This is a genomic window from Enterobacter asburiae (assembly GCF_024599655.1).
GTDB lineage: Bacteria > Pseudomonadota > Gammaproteobacteria > Enterobacterales > Enterobacteriaceae > Enterobacter > Enterobacter asburiae_D.
Window position 1 is genome coordinate 4017134 of record NZ_CP102247.1, and the last position, 18509, is coordinate 4035642.

Annotated in this window: 14 protein-coding genes; 4 read left to right on the forward strand and 10 right to left on the reverse strand. The window is 57.4% G+C overall.

The genetic code is table 11. The features are described 5' to 3' along the window. Window positions 1-65 precede the first annotated feature (65 nt). Together degP and dgt are read right to left on the reverse strand one after the other, a co-directional pair. Window positions 66-1502, reverse strand: a complete 1437-nt coding sequence (gene degP / locus NQ230_RS19155) for a serine endoprotease DegP (protein WP_024907518.1) — start codon at window positions 1500-1502, stop codon at window positions 66-68. A 131-nt stretch (window positions 1503-1633) separates the two neighbouring features. Next, complete coding sequence (gene dgt, locus NQ230_RS19160; RefSeq protein ID WP_121425060.1) at window positions 1634-3148, reverse strand: dGTPase; 1515 nt, start codon at window positions 3146-3148, stop codon at window positions 1634-1636. Window positions 3149-3230: 82 nt separating this feature from the next. On the opposite strand from dgt, the gene mtnN reads away from it, so the two are divergent. From mtnN to NQ230_RS19175, 3 genes are read left to right on the forward strand one after another with little or no spacing between them, the layout of a single operon-like run. Then, entirely contained in the window at window positions 3231-3929 is a 699-nt protein-coding gene (mtnN, locus tag NQ230_RS19165) for a 5'-methylthioadenosine/S-adenosylhomocysteine nucleosidase (RefSeq protein WP_014882620.1), read from the forward strand. Then, window positions 3922-4722, forward strand: a complete 801-nt coding sequence (gene btuF, locus NQ230_RS19170) for a vitamin B12 ABC transporter substrate-binding protein BtuF (RefSeq protein ID WP_257258678.1) — start codon at window positions 3922-3924, stop codon at window positions 4720-4722. The genes mtnN and btuF overlap by 8 nt, the downstream gene beginning before the upstream one ends. A 27-nt stretch (window positions 4723-4749) precedes the next feature. Beyond that, window positions 4750-5373: a TRIC cation channel family protein gene (locus tag NQ230_RS19175; protein WP_023334566.1), complete on the forward strand. Its 624-nt coding sequence runs from the start codon at window positions 4750-4752 to the stop codon at window positions 5371-5373. Window positions 5374-5444: 71 nt separating this feature from the next. Here NQ230_RS19175 and erpA read toward each other — a convergent pair whose 3' ends face one another. Continuing rightward, a complete protein-coding gene (gene erpA, locus NQ230_RS19180) occupies window positions 5445-5792 on the reverse strand; it encodes an iron-sulfur cluster insertion protein ErpA (protein WP_063145182.1) in 348 nt (115 codons plus the stop codon). A 79-nt stretch (window positions 5793-5871) separates the two neighbouring features. Beyond that, a complete protein-coding gene (gene clcA / locus NQ230_RS19185) occupies window positions 5872-7272 on the reverse strand; it encodes a H(+)/Cl(-) exchange transporter ClcA (RefSeq protein ID WP_257258681.1) in 1401 nt (466 codons plus the stop codon). A 177-nt stretch (window positions 7273-7449) separates the two neighbouring features. On the opposite strand from clcA, the gene hemL reads away from it, so the two are divergent. Continuing rightward, complete coding sequence (hemL, locus tag NQ230_RS19190) at window positions 7450-8730, forward strand: glutamate-1-semialdehyde 2,1-aminomutase (protein WP_121425057.1); 1281 nt, start codon at window positions 7450-7452, stop codon at window positions 8728-8730. 93 nt (window positions 8731-8823) lie between these two features. On the opposite strand, the gene fhuB is transcribed toward hemL, so the two are convergent. The 6 genes from fhuB to NQ230_RS19220 all read right to left on the reverse strand — a co-directional run bounded on the left by fhuB (window position 8824) and on the right by NQ230_RS19220 (window position 18493). After that, on the reverse strand, window positions 8824-10806 hold the full coding sequence (gene fhuB / locus NQ230_RS19195) for a Fe(3+)-hydroxamate ABC transporter permease FhuB (protein WP_193941147.1): 1983 nt from the start codon (window positions 10804-10806) through the stop codon (window positions 8824-8826). Beyond that, window positions 10803-11693, reverse strand: a complete 891-nt coding sequence (gene fhuD, locus NQ230_RS19200; RefSeq protein WP_121425055.1) for a Fe(3+)-hydroxamate ABC transporter substrate-binding protein FhuD — start codon at window positions 11691-11693, stop codon at window positions 10803-10805. The genes fhuB and fhuD overlap by 4 nt, the downstream gene beginning before the upstream one ends. After that, window positions 11693-12490: a Fe3+-hydroxamate ABC transporter ATP-binding protein FhuC gene (fhuC, locus tag NQ230_RS19205; protein ID WP_033144663.1), complete on the reverse strand. Its 798-nt coding sequence runs from the start codon at window positions 12488-12490 to the stop codon at window positions 11693-11695. The genes fhuD and fhuC overlap by 1 nt, the downstream gene beginning before the upstream one ends. A gap of 50 nt (window positions 12491-12540) precedes the next feature. After that, window positions 12541-14796: a ferrichrome porin FhuA gene (gene fhuA / locus NQ230_RS19210; RefSeq protein WP_121425053.1), complete on the reverse strand. Its 2256-nt coding sequence runs from the start codon at window positions 14794-14796 to the stop codon at window positions 12541-12543. 202 nt (window positions 14797-14998) lie between these two features. Beyond that, complete coding sequence (locus tag NQ230_RS19215; RefSeq protein WP_257258683.1) at window positions 14999-16003, reverse strand: fimbrial protein; 1005 nt, start codon at window positions 16001-16003, stop codon at window positions 14999-15001. A gap of 12 nt (window positions 16004-16015) precedes the next feature. Next, window positions 16016-18493, reverse strand: coding sequence for a fimbria/pilus outer membrane usher protein (locus NQ230_RS19220; protein WP_257258685.1), 2478 nt, complete (start codon window positions 18491-18493; stop codon window positions 16016-16018). Window positions 18494-18509: the final 16 nt, after the last annotated feature.

Genomic DNA, 18509 nt, shown 5'->3' on the forward strand with positions numbered 1-18509 from the left:
AAGTATGGAGTTGTGGCAAGAATCACAGAAAAGAGAAAGCCCCTGCGAACAGGGGCTTTAAAGGATTACTGCATCAGCAGATAAAGCGAGGTATCACCACGCTGAATATTCAGCGCCAGCACGGAAGGCTTGCTGTCGAGGATCTTGCGCAGTTCAGCGATGTTCTTCACCGGCTGCTGGTTAGCGCCCATGATCACATCGCCTTTTTTCAGGCCGATACGGGCTGCCGGTGAATTCGCTTTCACGTTATTCACCACCACGCCTTTGTCTGCGCCTTTATTGCTCATCTCGGCACCTTCAATACCGCTGAAGATCGTGCTGGAATCCACCTGATTCTGGCTGCTCTGCTGCAGCTCCAGGCTCACGTTAACCGGCTTACCGTCGCGCAGCAGGCCGAGGGTCACTTTGCTGCCAATCGGCATTGAGCCCACTTCGGCACGCAGGGCGGCAAAGCTGCTGATCGGCTTACCGTTCAGGGAGGTGATCACATCCCCCGCTTTAATGCCCGCTTTCGCCGCGGAGGAATTCGGCATCACCTGGCTGACGAATGCCCCGCGCTGGGCGTCAACTTTCATCGCCTTAGCCAGTTCGGAGTTCAGCTCAGTCCCGAGGATACCCAGCTCGCCGCGTTTCACCTGGCCATACTGCACCATCTGTGCGGTCAGGTTTTTCACCATGTTACTTGGGATAGCAAAGCCGATCCCGATGTTGCCGCCGTCCGGAGCCAGGATCGCGGTGTTGATACCGATCAGCTCACCGTTCAAGTTCACCAGCGCACCGCCGGAGTTACCGCGGTTGATCGCCGCATCCGTCTGGATGAAGTTTTCATAGTTCTCAGCATTCAGGCCGCTACGACCCAGCGCAGAGACGATACCGGATGTCACGGTTTCACCCAGACCGAACGGGTTACCGATCGCCACGGTGTAGTCGCCCACGCGCAGCGCGTCAGAGTCGGCAATTTTAATCGCCGTCAGGTTTTTCGGATCCTGGATCTGGATCAGCGCGATGTCGGAGCGCGGGTCTTTACCCACCACTTTGGCGTCGAACTTGCGGCCATCGCTCAGCTGAACCTTGATGCTGTTAGCGTTATCGACAACGTGGTTATTGGTGACGACATAGCCTTTCGCCGCATCAATAATCACACCCGAGCCAAGCGCCATGAATTTCTGCTGCTGGCCGCCGCCCTGGCTGTCATCCCCTGCACCACCGCCCTGACAGAACGGTGAACTCTGGAATGGCGAACCGTCCTGGCAGAACGGCGAGTTGTCGCCGAAGAACTGCTGGAAGTTACGCGGCATACGCGGCGTATTGACGGTCGTACTGCCCTCAACGTTAATACTCACCACCGATGGCATCACTTTTTCGAGCATCGGTGCCAGGCTTGGCATCTGCTGCGCGGTTGCTGCCGACGACGCGGTCTCGGCTGCAGTAGCAGTCAGAGGAGACAGCGCTAAACCTAAACTCAGAGCCAGTGCACTCATTGCTAATGTGGTTTTTTTCATGTTTCTCAATCTCGATTTACAGATAACGCAAAATTGCTGTGTAACTCAGATTCGTTTTATACCGCTTAGTTCCGGCGATAAGTTTATGGAAAAGGTAAAAATTTATTGGCCGTCTTTACAAAACTCCGGAATTATTCCACCGCCATCAGCTTGCGGTATTCATCCCAGGCATACAAATCCGTCATGCCGCTGATATAGTCCTGGATAAGACGGCAGCGATAATAATATTCCATCACCGGCCATTGGGAAGAGTGGCGATCCAGCTTGCCAATCGCTTCGACATACGCCAGACGGTGCCGGGTTGAGAGTTTCTGATAAAGCCGCGATTCGATAGGTATTCTGCGCACGCGCTCGTGTTCCACCAGCTCGCTGAAGTCGTCGACCGACAGCTGGAGCAACGGGGCATAAATTTCCAGTAACCCACTGATAACCCGATAGCCCTGCAGTTCCAGCTGCTCGACATCCGGATGGCTAAATACATGCCGCATCGCCACATGTTTATAAAGCTCAAGGAGTTGACTGAAACTGCTGTCATCTTCCAGCAGCGCGTGGTTGAATTCCCCGCTGAAGATGAGCGGCAAATTATCAATAAAGCGCGACGCCGCATACGGCACCAGTTTATTTAATGTATTGACCCGCAAATACATAAAAAACTGGTCTTCCGTACTGCGGCTTAATGTATTTGAGCGCGATTTTTCCCAGGCATTTTCGACAACCTGCGCAAACAGCGAGCCTTTTTCATGGGCACCCCAGGCCGCATGAAGATGCTGGTAAAGTTCCTCGACGCTGAAGATTCTTTTCTCAACGGCATCTTCCAGATCGGCCACGCAATAGGAAATATCATCGGCGGCTTCCATAATCCAGGTCAATGGAAAGCGGCCGTTTGGCGTCAATGAAAGTTCTTTACGTAGCCGTTCAATATAGGCCTCTTCGGAAAGGTAATAGCCCGGCTTTTTCATTAAATAACTGTGGGACGCGGGCGTCTCCCCCATCCACCACGCGGGGCGAGTATATTTCAGAATACAGCCGACCTGTGCCCAGGTCAGGTTCATGCGCATCAGGGAATGGACCAGCCGGATCCCCTGAGCGTTGCCCTCAAAGTGACACAAATCCTGGCGCACTTTGCGACGCAGATCGTTCAGCCCCTCTTCACCTTCACGCAGACGTAAATCGCGTACGATGCAGCGGTCATCGCTGAGGGGCTGGCTTACCGCATCCGAAGGATAAAGCCGCTGCTTAAACCAGTCATTGATCGCCGCCTCACCAAAGTGGCCGAAAGGCGGGTTGCCGATGTCATGCATCAGGCAGGCCATCTCAACGATGCTTTCAAACGGCCCGGTCAGTTCATCCAGACCATAGGTTTCCAGTAAACGCTGCTCTTTGAGGCGGCTCAAAATCTCTTTGGCAATGTAGCGCCCGACCTGCTGCACTTCCATGGAGTGGGTTAAACGGGTGCGCACCGCGGCGTTACGCTCCAGCGGGAACACCTGCGTCTTTTGCTGCAGACGCCGGATAGCGGGCGAGTTAATGATCCTCCCGCGATCGCTTTCGAAGATACGCAGGATCTCATGTTCGCTCTTGTCGCCCTGCGGCGAACGGAAACGTCGGTGCCAGTTAATTTTGGTGCGAAAATCGATTGGTGCCATGTGCTCCCCCGCGTGAGAATGCGTTTCCCCTTAACCGCATGATAGACTATGCATCTTAACAAGGCACATCGCGAGTAAATCTATGAAAATCGGCATTATTGGTGCAATGGAAGAAGAAGTTACGCTGCTGCGTGACAAAATTGAGAACCGTCAGACGCTCTCTCTGGGGGGTTGTGAGATCTACACCGGCCAGCTGAACGGTGTTGACGTGGCTCTGCTGAAATCAGGCATCGGTAAAGTGGCTGCTGCGCTGGGTGCAACCCTGCTGCTTGAGCGCTGCAAGCCGGACGTGATCGTGAATACCGGCTCTGCGGGCGGCCTGGCGCCGACGCTGAAAGTGGGTGATATCGTTGTCTCCGACGAAGCGCGCTACCACGACGCCGACGTCACCGCGTTCGGTTACGAGTACGGTCAGCTTCCGGGTTGCCCTGCTGGCTTTAAAGCTGACGACAAGCTGATTGCGGCGGCAGAGACCTGCATCGCAGAACTCAACCTCAACGCGGTACGCGGTCTGATTGTCAGCGGTGATGCGTTCATCAATGGTTCCGTGGGTCTGGCGAAAATCCGTCATAACTTCCCTCAGGCGGTTGCCGTTGAGATGGAAGCGACCGCGATCGCTCATGTTTGCCATAACTTCAGCGTACCGTTCGTGGTGGTTCGCGCCATCTCTGACGTGGCAGACCAGCAGTCCCACATCAGCTTCGACGAGTTCCTGACCGTTGCGGCAAAACAGTCCACCGTGATGGTGGAACGCCTGGTGCAGAATCTGGCACGTGGCTAAACATACCGTCAGGGCGCTGGCCGCCCTGCTTCTTCTCGCACCGCTGTGGCTCTATGCTGTACCGCGTGTGATTACGCTCTCTCCCGCGAATACGGAACTGGCATTTGCCGCCGGGATCGTGCCCGTTGGCGTGAGTAGCTATTCGGATTACCCACCGCAGGCCGCGGATATTGAACAAGTGGCAACCTGGCAGGGGATGAACCTTGAGCGCATCGTGGCGCTTAAACCGGATCTCGTGCTAGCCTGGCGCGGCGGTAACGCCGAGCGGCAGGTCAACCAGCTCACCTCGCTTGGCATAAAGGTCATGTGGATTGATGCCGTCAGCATTGAGCAGGTCGCTCAGGCGCTACGCGCCCTGGCACCCTATAGCCCTACCCCCAAAAAAGCCGAGGCTGCGGCGAAACAGATGCTGAGCGACTATGCCGCGCTTAAATCCCAATACGATACCCCTGTTAAAAAGCGCATCTTCCTGCAGTTTGGCAGCCAGCCGCTATTCACCACCGGCAAAGGGTCGATTCAGAACCAGGTGCTGGAAGTCTGCGGCGGTGAAAATATCTTTGCTGCCAGCCGGGTGCCCTGGCCTCAGGTCAGCCGTGAACAGGTCCTGGCGCGTCAGCCGCAGGCCATCGTCGTGGTCGGAAATGCGAGCGAAATTCCCAAAATTGAGCAATTCTGGCAAAAGCAGCTAAAAATTCCGGTAATACCCCTCAACAGCGACTGGTTTGAACGCGCCAGCCCGCGTATTATCCTCGCCGCAAAACAGCTCTGTGCCGCGCTGGCAGAGAGTCACTAACATAAGACCCTTTTCGAGGATTTAACGATGCTCGTTTATTGGCTGGATATTCTTGGCACAGCCGTTTTTGCTATCTCCGGCGTCCTGCTCGCCGGAAAACTACGCATGGATCCGTTTGGCGTGCTGGTGCTGGGCGTCGTGACCGCCGTCGGCGGCGGGACTATCCGCGATATGGCGCTGGCGAATGGCCCGGTGTTTTGGGTGAAAGATCCTACCGATCTGGTGGTCGCGATGGTCACCTGCCTGTTAACCATTGTACTGGTTCGCCAGCCCCGCAGATTACCTAAATGGATATTGCCGGTGCTGGATGCCGTCGGTCTGGCCGTGTTTGTCGGTATTGGCGTCAATAAGGCGTTTAATGCGGGTACCGGTCCAATGGTGGCAATCTGTATGGGTGTATTAACCGGCGTGGGCGGTGGGATCATTCGCGACATTCTGGCGCGTGAAGTGCCGATGATCCTGCGTACTGAAATTTACGCAACGGCCTGCATTGTGGGCGGGATTGTTCACGCGACCGCGTACTACACCTTTGCCCTCCCGCTGGAAAATGCCGCGATGCTGGGGATGGTCGTGACGCTGGTGATACGTTTAGCGGCGATACGCTGGCACCTGAAGCTGCCGACGTTTGCGCTGGATGAGAATGGCAGATAAATGCAAAACGGTAACCACCAGGTTACCGTTTTTAGCGTTTTGCCGGGGTGAGGGCATCAGCCCGCACCCTCTTAAATACTGAACGAAGAACCACACCCGCAGGTGCTTGTCGCATTCGGGTTAGTGACCACAAAGCGCGAACCTTCCAGACCTTCGGTGTAATCCACCGAACCACCCACCAGATACTGCAGGCTCATCGGGTCAACCACCAGCGCGACGCCCTGTTTCTCGATAGTCATATCGCCATCGTTAACCTGGTCGTCAAAGGTAAAACCATACTGGAAGCCGCTGCAGCCGCCACCGGTAATATAGACACGCAGTTTCAGATCCGGATTGTCTTCATCGGCAATCAGGACTTTCACTTTTTTGGCTGCTGCTTCGGTAAATTCGAGCGGTACAGCTACTACGTCATCACTCATCTTATGCTCCCATGAATACTGCTATTGGGTAAAATTCACCCAATTCTTTATCTCATTATCTAATACCCTGGTAATTCATTCAAGTATTCTGCGTGGCGGCCCGCTCAGCCTCTTGTTTTGCCAGGGTACGCGCAAGGATGGTGGAGTATAGCGGTTTTCCACCCAGGAACTGGGCTAATAGTGTCGCGCCGAGACAGGTAATGATCATTGGCAAAATGAGCTGGTAATTGTCCGTCATCTCCAGCACCAGCACGATCCCGGTCAACGGCGCACGCAGGGACGCGGCCAGCAGCGCCCCCATTCCGGCGATGGCAAAGGTCCCGGCGTCAAGATGATAGGCGGGAAACCCCGCTTCCGCCGCCATACCAAACGCGGTGCCGAGCAGCGTACCCAGCGCCAGCATCGGGGCGAAAATCCCGCCGGGCGCGCCGGAGGAGAAGCACAGCACCGTCGTGATGACTCTTGAAATAAACATAAACAGCAGCAGACCCACGCTGAAATTCCCCGCTGCCGCAATGGGAATCAGCCCGAACCCGCCGCCTGCGGCATTCGGCTCGATAAACCCGAGTACGCCGCACATTCCACCCAGCAAACCGCCCATCAGCACCCATTTCGTGGTGTTGCCGCCGTGAATGCGCTGGAACATATCCTGAGCTCGCAGGATAAAGGCGTTAAACAGCGGTCCCACCACGCCAAAAATCATACCGAGGATCAGGTAAAGCCACAGGGTGTTGACCGGCGCGTTGGTGAGTTTACCCACCTCAATGACCGCGCCCTCGCCATTAAAGAGGCGAAAGACGATGCTCGACATAATAACGCCGGTAAATACCGCTTTAATCGAGATCAGGTTGTAGCGAAACTGCGCGCGCATCTCTTCGATAATGAACAAAATGCCCGCCAGCGGCGCGTTAAACGCGGCGGAAAGCCCCGCCGCCGCACCGGTTGCCAGCAGCGTATGGCGCGCTTCGGCGCTTCGCATCCGAAACAGATCGCCCACCATGCGGCCGACGTTTCCCCCCAGCTGTACCGTGGGCCCTTCCCGGCCAAGCACCATACCCGCGCCCAGGGTCCCCATGCCGCCGATGAATTTAACCGGAATCACCCGCCACCAGCGCACCGGACGCAGCTCCTCCAGCGCACCTTCAATTTCCGGGATGCCCGACCCGCCCGCCTCCGGCGCGAATTTACGCACCAGAAAATACCCCACCATGGCAAACAGCGCAGACAGCCCGAATGCCCAAACCCAGACCAGCCATTCGCTATCGGCGAAACCGGCCACGGTGCCCACTCGCCAGTTGAGTACGGCATTAACCGCTTTTTCAAACGCCACGCCAACCAGACCCGCGAGCGTCCCCACCACGGCTGCGGCCAGCAGGATCGCCAGCGGCGTTTTATCGCGATTGAGCAGCCGCCGAATACTGATTCGGTGCTGGGCGCGCGTAAACTGTTGTTCTTCAAAAGACGGAGAATCTGATTTCATGTCCTGTTCTTATTCGTCATACAAAAAGCCGCAAGGATTTTACCAGAGACTGCCCTACCGTCTCCTGAAAATTACTTAACAAATCTTAAAGCATTACCCGGCTAAAAATTTCATAACCTTCCCCGAATCACTTAGAATAGTGGGCTTAATCATTTTATACGAACCAGGAACGACGCCATGAGCAAGTCTGAAAACCTCTACAGTGCAGCCCGCGAGCTTATTCCGGGTGGCGTGAACTCACCTGTGCGCGCCTTCACCGGCGTGGGCGGTACGCCGCTGTTTATCGAACGTGCTGACGGCGCGTATCTGTATGATGTCGATGGCAAAGCCTATATCGATTATGTGGGTTCCTGGGGTCCGATGGTGCTGGGCCACAACCACCCGGCGATTCGTAACGCGGTAATCGAAGCCGCGCAGCGCGGCCTGAGCTTCGGCGCGCCAACCGAAATGGAAGTGAAAATGGCGGAGCTGGTGACCGAACTGGTGCCTACCATGGACATGGTGCGCATGGTGAACTCCGGCACCGAAGCCACCATGAGCGCCATCCGCCTGGCGCGCGGTTTTACCGGTCGCGATAAAATCATCAAATTCGAAGGCTGCTACCACGGTCACGCCGACTGCCTGCTGGTGAAAGCCGGTTCCGGCGCGCTGACGCTCGGCCAGCCAAACTCACCTGGCGTACCGGCGGATTTCGCGAAGCACACCCTGACCTGCACCTACAACGATCTTGCTACCGTTCGCGCGGCGTTCGAGCAGTATCCGCAGGAGATCGCCTGCATCATCGTTGAGCCGGTTGCGGGCAACATGAACTGCATCCCACCGCAGCCTGAGTTCCTGCCGGGCCTGCGCGCCCTGTGCGACGAGTTCGGCGCGCTGCTGATCATTGACGAAGTCATGACCGGCTTCCGCGTGGCGCTGGCGGGTGCCCAGTCTTACTACGGCGTTGAGCCGGACCTGACCTGCCTCGGCAAAATCATCGGCGGCGGCATGCCGGTCGGCGCATTCGGTGGGCGTAAGGACGTGATGGAAGCCCTGGCACCAACCGGTCCGGTTTACCAGGCGGGCACGCTCTCCGGTAACCCTATCGCCATGGCTGCGGGCTTTGCCTGCCTGACCGAAGTGGCTCAGCCTGGCATTCATGAAACCCTGACCGACCTGACCACGCAGCTGGCAAACGGTCTGCTGGAAGCCGCAGAAGAGGCCGGTATCCCTCTGGTGGTTAACCACGTGGGCGGCATGTTCGGGATTTTCTTCACCGATGCGAAAACCGTGACCAGCTATCAGGACGTGGTGAAGTGCGACGTTGAACGCTTCAAGCGCTTCTTCCACCTGATGCTGGAAGAAGGCGTGTACCTGGCACCGTCCGCGTTCGAAGCGGGCTTTATGTCCGTGGCGCACAGCGAAGAAGATATCAATAACACCATCGACGCGGCGCGTAAGGTGTTCGCGAAGCTCTAAGATGTGCGGCTTGATGCCCTCACCCCAACCCTCTCCCACGGGGAGAGGGAGCAAACACTAAAACGGCAATCTAAGGATTGCCGTTTACTTTTATTACCGGCTCTGCTTCCTCAACAGATAAATAAAGTACGGCGCACCGATAAAGGTCGACAGCAGACCCGCCGGGATCTGATACGGGAACAGCACCATTCTTCCGCACCAGTCCGCGAACACCAGCATCACCCCGCCCGTCAGGGCCGACATGACAATATGCGGCATCGTCCGGCGGAATCCCATCATTCTGGCAATGTGCGGCGCCATTAATCCGACAAAACTCAGCGGTCCAATCGTCAGGGTTGCCACAGCCGTCAGGCACGCCGCAAGCAGCAGCAAGGCCACGCGCGCTGGCGTCAGCGCCATTCCCACCGCACGCGCGGTTTCGCCCCCGAGCGGCAGAATGGTCATCCAGCGGCGGCACAGCGGCACCATCGCCAGCAGCACGAGCATCACCATCCCGGACCAGATTACCTGGCTGCCGGTGGCGTTGTACGTTGAGCCGGAAATCCAGGTCAGGATCTTCGCCATACGCGGATCCCCGCTGGCCTGCAGCATCATCAGCAGCATCGTAAATGCGGTGCTGAGCGCCATCCCGGCCAGCAGCATGCGGTGCGGAGAAAACCCGCCGCGACCGGCGGCAATCAGGATAATCATCAGCGTAGCTGCCGCGCCGATACTGCCGGCAGGCATCAGCCAGCCAAACGCATTGCCCGGCACAAAGAACAGCATCAGCACCACGCCAAAGGCGGCGCCAGAGCTGATCCCAAGCACTTCGGGGCTCGCCATCGGGTTGCCGGTCAGACGCTGAATAATGCACCCCGCCACCGCCAGCATTACCCCTGCGATCAGCGCAGCGAAGATACGCGGCCAGCGCCACTGCAGCAGTTCATTGAGTAAATCACCCGTTGCCCAGTGCCAGCCCGAGGCATCGCGTCCGAATGAGAGCGCCGCGAACGAGGCGATCATCAGCACCGCCAGACCGGCAAGGCTAAACCACAGCACCGACCGACGTTCAGCGTAGACTTTATCGCCCGCGTCCATCGCCGGCGCGCTCATGCTGCGCAGGCGTGGGAGCAGCCACAGCAGCAGCGGCGCCCCGATAAGCGCGGTCACAGAGCCGGTGGAGACTTCCCTCCAGACCTGCGCCAGCCAGAGAATAAGCTGATCGGAAAGCCAGAGGATCAGCGCCCCAATCAGCGGCGCCAGCATCAGACGCGTCAGTAAACGACGCGCCCCGAGCATTTTCGCCAGCAGGGGCGCAAACAGGCCGATAAACCCGATGATGCCGACCGCGTTCACCAGCAGGGCGCTTAATACAATCGCCAGCGTGAGCGCCGCCAGCCGAGCCAGCGACAGCGCCAGCCCCAGGTTACGCGCCACGCCATCATCCAGCCCCATGAGCGTCAGAGGACGCAGCAGCAACAGCGTCAGCACAACACCGCCAGCCAACTGCGGCCACAGGCGCTGCACAATGCTCCAGTCGGTTTGGGTGAGCGTGCCGGTACTCCACAGGAACATGCTTTGCAGCTGATCGTGGTGGAACAGCACCAGCAGCTGGTTAATCGCGCCACAGTAGAGGCTCACCACCAGCCCGGCCAGGATAAGCGTTACCGGAGAAAGGCGCTTGCCCCAGGCCACGCCAAAGACCAGCGCGCCCACCACGCACGCCCCCGCGAGTGCCGCAAACTGCGAGGTTAACGCTCCCGGCAGCGCCCACAGCGTGGTGACGGTGATCCCAAGCTGCGCGCCGGTCGCGACGCCGAGCGTGGTTGGCTCTGCCAGCGGGTTACGCAAAACCTGCTGGAACAGCACGCCCACCAGCCCTAAACCGGCGCCGACTAAAAGGGAGATCGCCAGACGCGGCAGCAGGCTGTAGTGGAACAGCATCTGCTGAATATTGTCGATATCCGGCGAGGCCAGAGCGGCCCCCCACTGCGCGCGGGGTAACGCCGTCGAGAGGTTGAACCCGGTTAATACCAGCGCAACCAGAAAAAGCAGGGATAGCAGCAGCGCCGGGAAGCGGGCGATACGCGTACTCATGCTTTACCTCCCAGGGCGTTATCCAGCACGCGGGCAAAATGCATGGCCGACAGCGTCGCGCCGTAGAACCAGACCGCCGGGGCGCGCTGGAAGCGCTGCTCACGCACAAACGGCATCGCCTGCCAGAGCGGAGTCGCCATCAGGGTTTGCATGGCGCGTTCGTTGCCGTGGTCGAAACACAGCACATCGACGTCGCGAAACGCCGCCAGACGATCGATACCCACGGCGGTACTGCCCCAGAACGTCATCTCCCCTTCCCAGGCATTGCGAATGCCGAAGCTGTCGAGCACTTCCTGGAACAGGCAGTTTTTACCGAAGACCAGCATATGGCGGGCATCCAGCAGCGTCACCATCAGCAGCGGACGATCGCCCCGGTTGGCAAAGCGCGGCTTCAGGGAGTCGATCAGGGCATCAAATTCGTCGAGATGTTTTTTGGCCTCGACCTCGCGGTTGAGGAAACGCGCCATCTCGTTAATCGAGTTTTTTGCCATCGCCAGCGGTTTTTTACCGTCGCTGAAGGCGAATCCACGTCCCGGCGCAATGCGCGCCATGATCTCCTCTGACGGACCGTAGCCCGCGGACCAGAACATGAACGAGGGTTTCATCTGGGTGAGCAGTTCAAGGTTTGGCTCCGTACGCAGGCCGATGTCGATCACCGAGTCCGGCAGCTTCGGCTCGTTCACCCAGAGGTTATAGTTAGGAATGTCCGCCACGCCATAGGGCGTGACGCCAAGCGCCATCATCAGCTCGACCGGCAGCCACTCCAGGGCCACAATACGGTGCGGATCGACGGCGGCGGCACGCGCCGTATTCATTTTTAACAGCAGCGGTGAGAGCGCCATCGCCGTCAGCAGGCGACGGCGGCTAATGCGTGTGTTATCCAACATCAGTAGACAAAGCTCACCGGTGCAGCCCCGGCAGGGTGAGGCAGAATACCCATCGGAATACCGTAAATATGTTCCAGCGTCTCGCTGCGCATCAGCTCTGCCGGTGTGCCCTGGGCAATCATCTCGCCCCCGCGCAGCGCAACGAGGTAGTCACAATAACGCGCGGCCATGTTGATATCGTGCAGGACCGCAATGACCGTCAGACCACGCTGCTGGCTCAGGCGATGCACCAGCGCCAGGACGTCGACCTGATGCGCGATATCCAGCGCGGAGGTTGGTTCATCCAGCAGCAGACAGCGGCTGTCCTGCGCCACCAGCATCGCAATCCACGCGCGCTGACGTTCGCCGCCGGACAGGCTATCCACCAGACGGTGCGCCAGCGGTTTTAGCCCGACCAGCGCAATCGCCTCTTCCACCTTCTCTCTGTCGGCGACGCCGAAGCGCCCAAGCGCCCCGTGCCACGGATAACGGCCAATCGCCACCAGCTCACGCACCGTCATCCCTTCCGCCTGCGGCAGTTGCTGCGGCAGATAGGCCACTTTGCGGGCAAAGGCTTTACTGCTCCAGCTCTCCAGCGGTTGGTCATCCAGCAGAATATCGCCCTCTGAAGGCGGCTGATGGCGCCCCAGCATCTTGAGCAGCGTGGATTTACCGGAGCCGTTGTGACCAATCAGGCCCGTCACTTTACCGGCAGGGAACGTCAGAGAGAGCGGATGCAGCAGCGTGCGCCCGGGTACGCGAAAGGAGAGATGGTTGAGCGTAAAGGTGGTGTCGGGTTGCGTTTGAATATCCTGCATATCAGCCAACTTAAATAAAAAGGGCACGGCGAACCGTGCCCGAAGAGAGATTAGAAGCGGAAGGTCGCGGTGGCAACAACCTGACGTTCAGCACCCCAGAAGCAGCCGTAGGTATTGAAGCAGCTGGCAACGTACTCGCGATCGAACAGGTTGTTCACGTGCAGCGCCACGTTTGAGCCCGCCATGCCAACGCGTGCCAGATCGTATCTGACCAGCGCATCGACAACGGTGTAGCTGCCCACCTTGAAGGAGTTCGCCGGATCGCCATAGCTTGAGCCCGTGTAACGCACGCCAGTACCCAGCGTCAGGCCAGACAGCGCACCGTCAAACAGGGTGTAATCACCCCACAACGATGCCATGTGTTTTGGCACCTGGGCAGGCGTGTTGCCTTTGTAGGTGGTGTCCGTGGTGTATTCCGCATCGGTATAGGTATAAGAACCCACCAGGTTAACGCTCGCAGACAGGGCCGCTTTCGCTTCCACCTCCACGCCACGCGCGCGGATTTCACCGCCCTGAACCGAGAAGAAGGAGCCAGCCGGGTCCGCCATCAGGTTGTTGGTTTTGGTCAGCTGGTACAACGCGCCGGTGACGACGATCGGACGATCGTTCGGCACGTATTTCACGCCCGCTTCGTACTGTTTGCCTTTAGACGGCGCGAACAGCTTGCCCTGGGCATCGCTCTGCGAAGCCGGTTCAAACGATTCGCTGTAGCTAAAGTACGGGGTTACGCCGTTATCAAACAGATAGTTAACGCCACCGCGCCATGTGAACTGGGTATCATCACGTTTGGAGGTGGTGTTCGTCACGCGGTTGTAGGATTCCTGATCGGCCCAGTCATAACGACCGCCCAGGGTTACCAGGACTTTGTCCCACTCGATCTGATCCTGAGCGTAAACGCCGGTCTGTTTTTGCTTGTTCAGCACCTGATAGGCACCTGACGGTCCAGGATGTGAACCGAAATCGAAATCGCTGCGATCGAGGTTATAGATATCAGATGGCGCAACGGAACCGGCATAACCGAACCACGAGTCGATGTCATTACGCATGCGCATGAAATCCACACCCGTCAGCAGAGTATGATCGAGTGAACCCGTCGCGAACTTGCTCTGCAGTTGCGTATCAACAGTGAAATTTTCCAGCTTCTCGTTATCGATCACATACTGGCGAGTCAGCGTATGGCCCCACTGCGACTGAGGAACGCTCGCGCAAGGGCTGGATGCCGGATTACTCGAATAGAGCGGATCGGAACACATACCGTAGCCGTAAACGCTGTTTTGCGAGGTCTTATTCTGCGCATAGCGCAGGTTCTGACGCACGGTAAAGGTGTCGTTGAATTCGTGGTCGACGCTGTATCCCACCATTTTCTGGTTACGGGAATAGGTATTGTTCTTCGCGCCTTCGTTGAAGTTCGTCGGCAGACGATCGCCGTTCGGCAGCGGATCAACCGTCCCCTCTTTTGGCAGCCAGCCGTAATAGCCCGTTTCAGGCTCGTTCTGGAAGTAGGAGAGGAAGGTGAAGGTGGTTTTATCATCCGGACGCCAGGAGAAAGATGGCGCGATGGCGTAACGCTGCTCACCCTTACCTTCCTGCTGGGAATTATTCGAACGCGCCACGCCCGTTAAGCGGTAAGAGTAAACGCCGTCATCGTCGATTGCATCGCTAAAGTCGAATCCGGTCTGGAACAGGCTATCCGTGCCGACTTTAAACTGGATCTCTTTCAGCGGCTCGGTTGTTGGGCGCTTGCTGACCATGTTAAGCAAGCCGCCTGGGCTGCTTTTGCCGTACAGAACGGAAACCGGACCGCGCAAGATCTCGGCGCGCTCCAGCATGTAAGGATCAATCACCGCGTCGTTATAGAAGTTCCCCTGCATTTTCATGCCGTCGAGGTAGTTATTCTGCGTCTGACCATCGGCCGCAAAGCCGCGGATAATCAAATAGTCATAGGTGTTAGACGCGCCGCGTGTGCCTACCGCAACGCCAGGCGTGTAGCTCAGGGCTTCTTTTACCGAGCGCGGCTGATGCAGTGCCATCTCTTCGGCCGTGACCACAGAAATAGACTGAGGAACCTTCTGAATCGGGGTGTCCGTTTTGGTCCCGGTCGCGGATTGCCTTGCGGCGATGGTCGCAGCAGGCCCCCAGGCACTTTCCTGCGCCGCAGGTGCTGCTGTTACCGTAATGGTTTCTTCTTTTTTCGGGGCTTCGGCCGCATGCGCATAAGCAGACATACCGGCAACCGCTGTGGCAACGACGATCGCGATTTTACGTCGCGACGTGTTAATAGGCTGAGCTGTATTGAAAAGCGCCATGTTGTTCTCTGATGGAAAAGTGAATGATAACGTAAACGAGAATTATTATTATGAGCGCCAGAATAATATGCGAAACGCTGGTTGCATAGCAAGCAGTAAGCGGCCCTACAATATTTAAGGGTTTAAGAATTAACCAGATGAAAAGAGAGGGTTAATGAGGTTAGCGAAATGATCGCTAAAGCCCGCCGAAACGGGCAGAGGATTAACGGTAAAACACCTCGAACGTGGCGACGGAGTCGACTTTGCCCGCTTTAACCTCCCCCGTTTTGACATAGCGCGCCTTAAGGGGAATTTCGACAGGAACCTTGTCCTGCGTACTGGTTATCGCCGTGTAGTTCTGGTCAAACTGCAGCACCGTATTGTCCTTGTCGAGAATTTGGATGCCGACACCCGCGGCGGCGGAATCTCCGGCAGCGATGCCAAGGATATTGCCGTTCGTCACGCCCGTCGAACCCGCGCTGGTGAACTGATAATCGACCTTTGTCCCCGCCGCGCAGTCGGTGATTTCAATCTTAAAGCTGCCGTCGGTGAGAATGTCTGAGTACTGACCGTCAAAATCCTGCACGTTGACCGTTTTAAGAGGGACATAAATGTTGCGATCGACCAGATTACAGGTGTTGGTCGTTATGTGAACGCTGGTGGGAGAAAACCGCATTTCACCGATCACCGCGTTGCCCAGCATATCCACTGACGTTAATCGCGAGGTATCCAGATACCCCTCCTGGATATCACCTGTGACGACCAGCTGTGCGGCGGCGCGAAATACAGATGTACTCTGCGAAGAACCGTGTATCGATCCCAGATAGTATATGGGCCGGACAAGATCCGCTTCATTGTAGTTAGGGAAACGCTCGCTCGACGAAGCCGCACGGATGCCAATACCCGGTACGTTGGTTTGATAAACCCCGGGCATTACATCTTCGCGCGCATCGGTATCCGTCAAATACACATACCCACGACGAACTTGCGCGTCACCGTAACAATCCACCTTAACTTCTTTACTCTCGACGCTGGCATCATAAATCACGGTGCCGACGGGCGTATCGGGCTCAACCACGATCATTGGCGGAAGTTGAAACGTCACCACGGCGTCTACGTCAGAGCTGCCGTTAAAGGTACAGTCCGCATGGGCTGAATGGAAAAAGGCGCCCGCGAGCAAGAGCAGCAGTGGTGAGAGCAACGTTTTGGCTGAACAGCATTGACGCATGAAATACCTCTGTTAATGACAGTTGACCGTGGCTTTCACGATCCCTGCTGAACCCTGAGAGGGAAGATCCAGTACTCCCTGACACTGACGATCGCGTTCTTCCCCCCACTGCACGCTAAACGTTGTTTTGCCGGACAGCCCCGTGAGGTAAACCTCACCGTCATCCCCGACGATGGCGGAGGTACTCTCCAGCGCCACCACGGCTCCAAACGGAACGGGCTTGCCCGCATAGAGCAAGGTCACCAGCGCGCGTCGTCCAACGCGAGCGTCGAACGTAGCGTGCAGCGCCGCCCCTTTCGTCGGCACGAGATCCAACGTTGCCGCGTCGATATCAATGTCTTCCCGGTCCTGGGTATTTACGGTGATGACGTTGTGCCGATAGGCCGTCAGGGAGGGCACAATGGCGTTACCAAAACGGTCTGTAGAGATGCCGCGCCCGTTTTGCACTTTGACGTTATCGCCATCCTTAATGTGCACAATGGCAAACGCGTCGCGTACGGGTTGCCCCAGCGTCACGCCATGCTCGTGAGCCACGATCGACCCCTGCGCGCTGTAGTTCCACTGCCGATTATCGCCACCGTAGCTATACCCCATCCCGACCTCACCGGAAGCGCCACGGTAACGCCCGGACAGGCTGCCGCCGTAGCCGGTGTTCTGATTGGCATAGCTCTGCTGGAGGTTGTAGCTCAGCTTATTGTCCTCCAGCGCGGTGCCGCCGAGCCCGACCTGATGCGAAACAAACCCACCGCTGGCAGTGTTAGCGCTGTAGGTTGCCCATGAATCAGGCAGCCACTTTGATAAAGGAATGTTGACCGTCAACGCCATCTGCCGGTCGGTATCAGCGTCCGGCGTGCGGGTCAGGTTGTAGCTTATCGACCAGGTGATATCGCGCCAGCTGGAGCTCAGCCCCGCGCTGACGCTGCGCTCATGGCCGTCCATGTCCCAGTAATCCTGCTGATAGCCGTTGAGATAAGCCGAGCCCCAGTCTGAAATGCGCTGGGAAAGGTTTAGCTGCATGCGGCTACGCCGGTTGTTGGTTCTGCGGTAGGTATAGATACCGTCATCGATCTCGCTGTCCCGCTGATCGATAGCCTCCTGAAAGGTATAAAACCCTGAGGTGGAGTAGCGGTAGCTGGCAAGCGTGACGGTCGTATCCGTGTCAGGGATATCTTTGGAGTACTGGGCCCGCCACGATAAACCGCTGGCATCGTCACGCCCGTCATCAAACGCGGTACGCGCAGCCGTAAGATCGACAGATGCGGAGCCAAAGTGCCCCAGGTCGGCACCAAGCCCCAGCAGCAGCGCATGATACAGCGACGCTCCCAGCGCGCCGGTATAGGCCGTGACGCCGTAAGGCAGACCATAGATAGCCGTACCTTGCGCAAAGATGGGTTCATCTTCACCTTCGTTACCGCGATAGCGCCCTGCTGCCAGCGAGTACTTAAAACCGCCTTCTCGCTGTAGCACCGGCACTGACGCGCTGGCCTGTATAAAGCTGTGTTCGCTGCCATCCGCCTCTTCGACGGTCACTTCCAGATCGGCGCCGGAAGTCACCTGGCTCAAGTCGCGGATCTCAAAAGGCCCCGGCGAGACGTTTGTTTGATAGATGGTGTAGCCGTTTTGCTTGATGGTGACTTTCGCGTCGCTATTGGCAATACCCCGCACAACGGGCGCAAAGCCTTGCTGGCTGACGGGCAGCATAGCGGTGTCCGTTTCAAGCTTCACGCCGGTCATCTGGACGCTGTCAAAAAGCTCGCCATTGGTATACGTCTGCCCCATCTCAAGCTGGCTTTTCAACGTTTTAATGTCACGCTGTAACGTGCTGGCGATGGCCTCCCAGCCGGAAGCGTCGCTCCAGGTGCTGTTATTACGCAGTCGCCACGCGCCAAGATTCATCCCCGACTCCAGACCCAGCCAGGTCGAAGAGCTGTTGCCCGAGCTGTAGTGCTGCTGAGAGCCGCTGAACTGATAGCTTGTCCAGGCGGCAGGCGCGCCGTCATCCCAGAATTTCGGGTTAATCGCCCCGGCAACGGCGCAATCGCGGTAGATCTGCGGAATGACCAGCTTCAGGGTCTGGTTATCCTGATCGTAATCGTAGCGTGCGTTTTCAATGAAATGAGAGATATCCCGTACGTAAGCCTCATCGTCCAGTTCTTTCAAATCCGGGATCGTGTCGACCTTAACGCCGTATTCGCGCAGGTCCGCTTTGGTCAGCTCCGGCAGCAGATGCTGTTTGTCGTCAGAAAGCATGTAGGTGAGCGTACGGGTATCCAGCACGTCCCGATCCCACATAATCGTCGTGGGGTAGCTTCCTGCAAGTAAGCCATTATCATTGATGAAGTTTTTGAGCGTGGAGGTATTTTCGAGAGGGGTATCCAGCTCAAGGATCCGCAGGTTGAATTCGTCATCCGCACTTGCAGGCTGGATCGCGGCGAGCAGCGCCAGCGCGATCCCGGACAGTACCTGTTTGTGAAGTAAAGATGACGACATAACATACCAACATGAT